8 protein-coding genes are annotated in these 6,605 nt (G+C 57.0%); 1 reads left to right on the forward strand and 7 read right to left on the reverse strand.

Going from position 1 to position 6,605, the window contains the following annotated elements; genetic code table 11:
• Positions 1-848, forward strand: an 848-nt coding sequence (gene gap, locus B3V69_RS12210; protein ID WP_296446911.1) for a type I glyceraldehyde-3-phosphate dehydrogenase, incomplete at its 5' end; no start/stop codon positions are given.
• Between the two features lie 360 nt (positions 849-1,208).
• On the opposite strand, the gene B3V69_RS12215 is transcribed toward gap, so the two are convergent.
• From B3V69_RS12215 to B3V69_RS12245, 7 genes are all read right to left on the reverse strand, one after another.
• Positions 1,209-2,624, reverse strand: a complete 1,416-nt coding sequence (locus B3V69_RS12215) for a sensor histidine kinase (protein WP_296446914.1) — start codon at positions 2,622-2,624, stop codon at positions 1,209-1,211.
• On the reverse strand, positions 2,600-3,265 hold the full coding sequence (locus B3V69_RS12220) for a response regulator (protein WP_296446916.1): 666 nt from the start codon (positions 3,263-3,265) through the stop codon (positions 2,600-2,602). The genes B3V69_RS12215 and B3V69_RS12220 overlap by 25 nt, the downstream gene beginning before the upstream one ends.
• Before the next feature lie 25 nt (positions 3,266-3,290).
• Entirely contained in the window at positions 3,291-4,049 is a 759-nt protein-coding gene (locus B3V69_RS12225) for a hypothetical protein (protein WP_296446918.1), read from the reverse strand.
• Between the two features lie 17 nt (positions 4,050-4,066).
• A complete protein-coding gene (locus tag B3V69_RS12230) occupies positions 4,067-4,519 on the reverse strand; it encodes a hypothetical protein (RefSeq protein WP_296446919.1) in 453 nt (150 codons plus the stop codon).
• A gap of 28 nt (positions 4,520-4,547) precedes the next feature.
• Positions 4,548-5,330, reverse strand: coding sequence for a hypothetical protein (locus B3V69_RS12235; RefSeq protein WP_296446921.1), 783 nt, complete (start codon positions 5,328-5,330; stop codon positions 4,548-4,550).
• A gap of 105 nt (positions 5,331-5,435) precedes the next feature.
• A complete protein-coding gene (locus B3V69_RS12240; protein WP_296446923.1) occupies positions 5,436-5,747 on the reverse strand; it encodes a PepSY domain-containing protein in 312 nt (103 codons plus the stop codon).
• A 493-nt stretch (positions 5,748-6,240) separates the two neighbouring features.
• Positions 6,241-6,605 (reverse strand): type II toxin-antitoxin system VapC family toxin (locus B3V69_RS12245; RefSeq protein WP_296446925.1); only part of this gene is annotated, 365 nt, incomplete at its 5' end.

Raw genomic sequence — 6,605 nt, forward strand, 5'->3', positions numbered from 1 at the left:
TGCATGGCCGCTTCAAGGGCGACATCGCGGTTGAAGGCAATAACCTCATCGTCAATGGCAAAAAGATCCGCCTGACCGCAGTCAAAGACCCGGCTGAACTGAAGTGGAACGAAGTCGGTGCCGACCTCGTGATCGAAGCCACGGGTTTGTTCCTGACCAAGGAAAGCGCGCAAAAGCATATCACCGCGGGGGCCAAAAAAGTCATCATGTCCGCGCCTTCCAAAGACGACACCCCGATGTTCGTTTATGGCGTGAACGACAGCACCTACAAGGGCGAGACCATCATCTCCAACGCCTCGTGCACCACCAACTGCCTGGCGCCCGTGGCCAAGGTCTTGAACGACAACTGGGGCATCAAGCGCGGCCTGATGACGACGGTGCACGCCGCCACGGCAACACAAAAAACCGTGGACAGCCCGTCCAACAAAGACTGGCGCGGCGGCCGTGGCATTCTGGAAAACATCATCCCCTCCAGCACTGGCGCCGCCAAGGCCGTGGGCGTGGTGATTCCCGAGTTGAACAAAAAGCTCACCGGCATGTCCTTCCGCGTGCCGACCTCCGACGTGTCGGTGGTGGACTTGACGGTCGAGCTGACCAAGCCCGCCACCTACGCTGAAATCTGTGCCGCCATGAAGGCCGCCAGCGTGGGCGCCATGAAGGGCGTGCTGGGCTACACCGAAGACAAAGTGGTGTCCACCGATTTCCGCGGCGAGAGCTGCACCTCGGTGTTCGATGCCGACGCCGGCATGGCGCTGGACAGCACCTTTGTGAAGGTCGTGTCCTGGTATGACAACGAATGGGGCTATTCGAGCAAGTGCCTGGAGATGGCGCGCGTCGTATCGAAGTAAGCAGCTTCTTGCTTTCGTAAAAAACGCGCCCGAAGGCGCGTTTTTTTTTGGTCAATGGTTTGCGCACGGAGCGTGGTGTGCCTGTCGGTTTTAGACACACTGCGGCCGTTCACCACTGGCAGCTCACTGGCGGTTCAATTTTCGAGTTATGGCGACCTGCCAGCAGTCATTCATTTTGGCCGCAAGGTGCCCATTCCCGACGATAATTTTCTCGAAATGCCTGCCCGATACCCGACACTGAACGCCCCATTCGATGTTTTGGAACGTTGACTCAGTTGCCCCCTTAACTTTCCACAAGGCTGAACACAAGGAAAGAAGGCTTTGGCAATTTCTACCTGCAACGAAATGGTCATACCAAATTCAATTGGCGTCTTGAGGTAAAGGACGTTGGTTTTCCGTTTTTTGAGGTGCCCCTTGAACCGGCTTAGCCACCGGCACAAGAACACAGACACACAGGCCGCAATGCCTCACTCCGTCTGAAAACCCCAGTTGAATCTCAGCGCTAATCCGGTCAGTGACTGCCTTGACGATGGACAGACCCAGACCTGACCCGACTTGATCGTTCCCAAGGGTGCGATAAAACGGGGCAAACACCCGTTCCCGCTCGGCGACTTGAATACCTGGCCCTGAGTCTTGGATTCTTAATACTGCGCGGCCTCCCTCCGTGGTGACAGAAAGATCAACCCTACCACCCTCTGGCGTGTAGCGAATGGCGTTATCGACCAAGTTCTTGACCACGGCCATCAGATCCAGCTCGTTGACCCAGAGTTGGGCGTCTTGCTCTCCCTCGATACCAATATCAATATGCTTGGCCTCTGCCAATGGAAGGATATCTTCCAATACGTGGCGGTAGATGTGCCGTACCGATACAGACGACTTGGGCTGCTCGGGAGTGGCGTGGGCTTTAGCCAAGGTGAGAAGCTGATCCAGCAGCTTGCGACCGCGCTCTATGCCTCGGCGCAGTGTCACGAGACGTTCACGCGCAAGGTCTGACATATCCGCCTCGGCCAGCCGCTCCGCTTGCAGTGACAAGGCAGTCAACGGGGACCGCAGCTCATGCGCTGCATCGGCGACAAACCGGCGTTGTGTTTCCATTGACTGGTCTACTCGGGCCAGGAGACGGTTGATCGCCACCACGAACGGGCGCACTTCGGCGGGGAGGTGGCTTTCCTCGACAGGATGTAATTCCTGTTCGGCGCGCTGGTCAATTTCAGCCGACAAAGAAGCGATGGGCCGGAACATCTTGCGCACGAGGTCAGCCACAATCAGGAGCAGGATGGGCACCAGGATCAGAAGCGGCATCAAGGTGCGCAAAGCGCTGTCGCGCGCAGTTTCGTTTCGAATGCCGGTTTCCTGCGCCACGATGAAACGCTCGCCACTGGCCATTGTCTTGACCAAAACCCGGAACGACTCACCATTGACTTTGAGTGTCTGCAGGCCATCAGGTAACGTCATTGGCAGCGGTAACGGTGCTCCGGCGTCAACGTTGCCGACCACTTTCAGGCCATCTTTCAGATACTGCACGATCACACGCGACTCTTCATCGCTGTCCCTGACCCGGCCGCCGTCCGCCAGATGGGCAAGCGGTAGAAGCTGCCGATCAAATAGAACCGAGACCTGGCGCAACATGTCGTCCTGCAGTTCGTGAGCTTCGTCGAAGGCGGACGCAAACGAGAAAACGCCGGCCATCACGGCGATGACCAGGATGGCCAGCAGCAGTGAAAAAGACAACTTGAACTGAATTGACTCGTTTAAACGCTTTTTGAAACCATCCATCCAACCCCCCTGACATTCTTGATAATTTCGCTGCCCAGTTTGCGCCGCAACGCGTGGATCAGAAACTCGACGGCATTGCTTTCGACCTCCTCTCCCCAGCCGTAGATACGGTCTTCCAAGTCACTGCGGGAAAGAATGGCACCAGGACGTGCCAACAAGGCTTGCAACAAGGCGAACTCACGGTGGGAGAGTTGAACTGGAGCGTGATCGTTGACCGTCGCCTCCCGCGTTGCCGGATCGAGCGACACGACACCGTTGCTGAGCACAGTCGCTGCACTGCCTGCCTTGCGTCGCAGCACGGCACGCATGCGGGCCAGCAGTTCGGCCATCTCAAAGGGTTTGAGCAAATAGTCATCGGCCCCGCCATCCAGGCCGCGCAGTCGATCATCGAGGGCGTCGCGGGCGGTGATGATGAGCAAGGGAACAGGGTTGTCTTTTGCACGAATGCTGGTCAACACCTCCAAACCATCCTTGCCGGGTAGGCCGAGATCGAGCAACACCAGGTCATAGTGCTGGCAACCCAGTGTCGTGAGCGCGGTTTGGCCGTTTCTTACCCAATCGGCAGCGTAGGAAGCGTCTTTCAGCGCCCCCTGGATGGCTTCGCCAATCATGGCATCGTCTTCAACCAGCAATACCCTCATTGCTCCTCCGACAGATAACGATAGTTCAATGCGCCGTTCTGGCAGCTCTATGCTTGAATAGCAAAATGCTGGTCAGAATGAAGGCGATAAGTGCCGCTGATGCTGAGTAGCGACTCAGGGCCAGCCCGCCTGCACTGAGCGGCTTATCCAGAAAGTCCCCTACCACGGCACCCAGAGGTCGGGTCAAAATGAACGCTGCCCAAAAAAGCAGTGTGCGCGAAACATTAGTCCAATAGTAAGCCACCACGACCAATGCCAATAGAGCGCCAAACACAATTGCGGCTCCGGTGTAACCGAGTCCTGCGGAATCCGCCGTCCAGTCACCCAGTGCCGTCCCCAAGGTCTGGGAGAACATGATCGTCACCCAGTAGAACATTTCCGCTTTGGGCGAGCTGACCGTATGGACCGAGACCGAGCCGAGTGTGCGATGCCAAACGAGCAGAGAGCCAAACAGCAAAGCCAGAAGCAGGGTCGAACCACCAGCGTACCCGATACCAAGAGATCGGTCAGCGAAATCAGCCAGTGTCGTGCCGACCGTGGTGGTTGCGATGATCGTTGTCCAGTAAAGGAAGGGCCGAAAGGTCTTGGCCTTGATCTGTGCAAAGACCGTAGCCAGAAATACGACCGAGAAAATGGCCGTACCAATCAGGTAGCCCAAATTCATCGACATCGAAACCGCATCGCCACCTGTTTCGCCAAGCGTGGTCGCCACGATTTTCATTATCCAGAACAGCAAAGTAACTTCTGGAACCTTGCTCAAAGAGTCATTTGTTGAAGTATCCATATTGATTTTCCTGCAGATTACGACTTGCCTTGGAGGGAGTCGAAAGTGGTTAATAGGTCAGCCGTCGCCTTTTTGCAGTCAGTTTGGTTGGGTGCGTCTGCACGTAGCGCACTGAGGGCATGGTCAATGGACTTGTCGAGCCTGTGCCAATCATCCGCTGCACGGGGCTTTAAACCCGCCTCGGCCGAATCCCATGCAAGTTCCAAATCCTTGATTCGTGTCTTGGCGGCTGGCAGATCACCCTTGTCCACGATGGCGGCAACGTCTGCCGCGATGGTCCGAAACACAGACAGATCGCCCAGCTTGGATGCGGTCCTGGCCTGCGTTGCAGAGTTGGGCTGAACTGTGGTTGCCGGGGCTGTTCCAGCGGTGCCCGTGTCGCCAGGCTTGGAACATCCGGCGGCCAGGGCCAGCAGCGAGATCACCGCTACAGCGGCGACGGGGCGGATCAGCGAAACAAGAGGGGGCATGATTTTTCCTTGAGTTATTGGGCAGAGGTTATTCGGCAACTTGTGTGTTTCTGTTGCTGCCAACGCTGAACTGCGCAACGGCGACCAGCATCACGATCACGGTCAGGAATAGTGCGCTGGTCCACATTGCACCCATGCCGAGGCCGCCATAGGTCTTGGCCTGCGTCAGCAGGTCACCGAGGGCGGCACCAAAGGGACGCGTCAGGATGTAACCAATCCAGAAGGTCAGCACGGCGTTGCCGCCCATGCGCCATGCCGCATAGGTAATGGCGATCAGTGCGCCGAATGACGCCGCTCCCCAGGTAAAGCCAAGGCCGAGCGCTTCAGTCGCCAAGTCACCTGCCGCCGTTCCCAGTGCGAACGTGCAAAGAATGGCCGACCAGTAAAACAACTCTCTGCGCCGCGTGAAAATCTCGTGGATTGACAAGCTGCGTTCCACCCAATACCAAACCGCAAAAATCCCGGCGAGTACGACGGCAAATACCGAGGTGCTGACATACAGGCTGACACCCATCCCGTCGGTGAGCAGGTCAGTAATCAGGGTGCCGACCACGCTGACCAGCACGACCGTCAGCCAGTAAATCCAGGGCGTGTAACGCCGCGTGCGCAACTGCATGAACAAGGCGCCAGCCAACAGGGCGCCCATCACTGCACGGGTTACTCCCTGGCCCAAGCCTGCGTTGACAGCCAAAAAGTCGGCTCCGGTTTCCCCGACTGTCGTGGACATTATTTTGATAATCCAGAATGAGAGCGCGACTTCAGGAACCTTATTGAGCCAGTTTGATGCGGTAGGGGTGGTTAGCGTATTCATGGGTTGTCTCAGGAAAGGCGAATGAGTTTTGTGGCCAGTCTGCCCGGACAAACTTAGCCCGGGCTTAGCCACCACCGCAATTCGCGGTAGCAGCCCACCAGCCAGTTAGTCTGGATTGGGCCCTTCTGGCGCGTTTTCCAACAGTTTGCCGGTTACTCCATCCACACCCACTTCCTGCGTGACTTTGCCCTGCCGGATGTCGAAGGAATAACGCAGGCCGCTACCACCGTTCTCCCGTTCCAGTTCCTCGTCTGTGATCTTTCCGGGATAGGCCTTGAGAGCAGTCGCTCGGGCCTGTTCGATACTTATTTTTGCTTCTCCGGCCAATTTCTGGCCCGTGAAGGCGAACACATTGGCTGCGGCCACGGTTAAAACCAGGCCCAGCAAAGTCATTACGTGTTTCTTTGATGCGATCATGATGATGTTCCTATAAAGTTGACTGAAATCGGGAAGACGCGTTGGTCTTCACCGTGGACATCACTTTAGGTTGCGAGAGTTAGCCCATCATTAGCAAAGAATGAATCGCCGATCATTTGCTTCAGCAGCCGGTGGCTTCGCTCTGGCCGCCAAACCTCTGCGCGCTTTATTTTCCGTTTTCTGAGACGACCCCAACAAAACCTGCCTGTCGCCACCGACTGTTCGGTGCGTTGGCGGGTGCTCAGTTTGGCGAAATCATCGCCACTTTGCTGACGGTCAGGCGACCGGAGTGAATGTCGGGTATGGAGCGAGCATTTTGGGCAGACTTATGTCGGCAACCGCTGCATTCCAACCGGTCAATCCTCCAGATCGCCACAGCCCGCCATGCGAACAAAATCAGGCTCTAGCCCTCGTCCGATATGCGTAAGCAGCTATGCTTTATATAGCGAGCGCTTCGTGAAAAAATGTAGCGATGTCTTGCTTTGTCCATGACTCACGCCAGCCAGGGATTGACGAGAGCCACGCCGGTATTGACATAGTCCGCCGTGTTGCGCGTCACGACCGTGAAGCGGTGCTCCATCGCGGTGGCGGCAATCATCGAGTCGCGCTCTGAGTGTGGATTGGGGACATGCAGTGACGCGCACACGGGCGCGGTGTTTTCAGTAAAAGGCAAGATTCGACCGGCAAACGCGGCGCGCACGCCCGTCAACCAGGTGCGCAGCGCACGGCCCTGCGGGGGCGAACGGCGCGCCAGGGTCTGGGTGCCCATTTCCAACTCCAGGATGGTGATGGCCGACAGGTAAAGCATGCTGACTGGCTGCGTGGCTGACCACGCCCGCCACCTACGCTGAAATCTGT

Source organism: Rhodoferax sp. UBA5149, from assembly GCF_002413825.1.
In the GTDB taxonomy this organism is placed as follows: Bacteria; Pseudomonadota; Gammaproteobacteria; order Burkholderiales; family Burkholderiaceae_C; genus Rhodoferax.

What these genes read in the sequence shown, in the direction of transcription:
- B3V69_RS12215 (WP_296446914.1), bottom strand. Translation starts at nt 2,624, where the DNA reads ATGGATGGTTTCAAAAAGCGTTTAAACGAGTCAATTCAGTTCAAGTTG.
- B3V69_RS12220 (WP_296446916.1), bottom strand. Translation starts at nt 3,265, where the DNA reads ATGAGGGTATTGCTGGTTGAAGACGATGCCATGATTGGCGAAGCCATC.
- B3V69_RS12225 (WP_296446918.1), bottom strand. Translation starts at nt 4,049, where the DNA reads ATGGATACTTCAACAAATGACTCTTTGAGCAAGGTTCCAGAAGTTACT.
- B3V69_RS12230 (WP_296446919.1), bottom strand. Translation starts at nt 4,519, where the DNA reads ATGCCCCCTCTTGTTTCGCTGATCCGCCCCGTCGCCGCTGTAGCGGTG.
- B3V69_RS12235 (WP_296446921.1), bottom strand. Translation starts at nt 5,330, where the DNA reads ATGAATACGCTAACCACCCCTACCGCATCAAACTGGCTCAATAAGGTT.
- B3V69_RS12240 (WP_296446923.1), bottom strand. Translation starts at nt 5,747, where the DNA reads ATGATCGCATCAAAGAAACACGTAATGACTTTGCTGGGCCTGGTTTTA.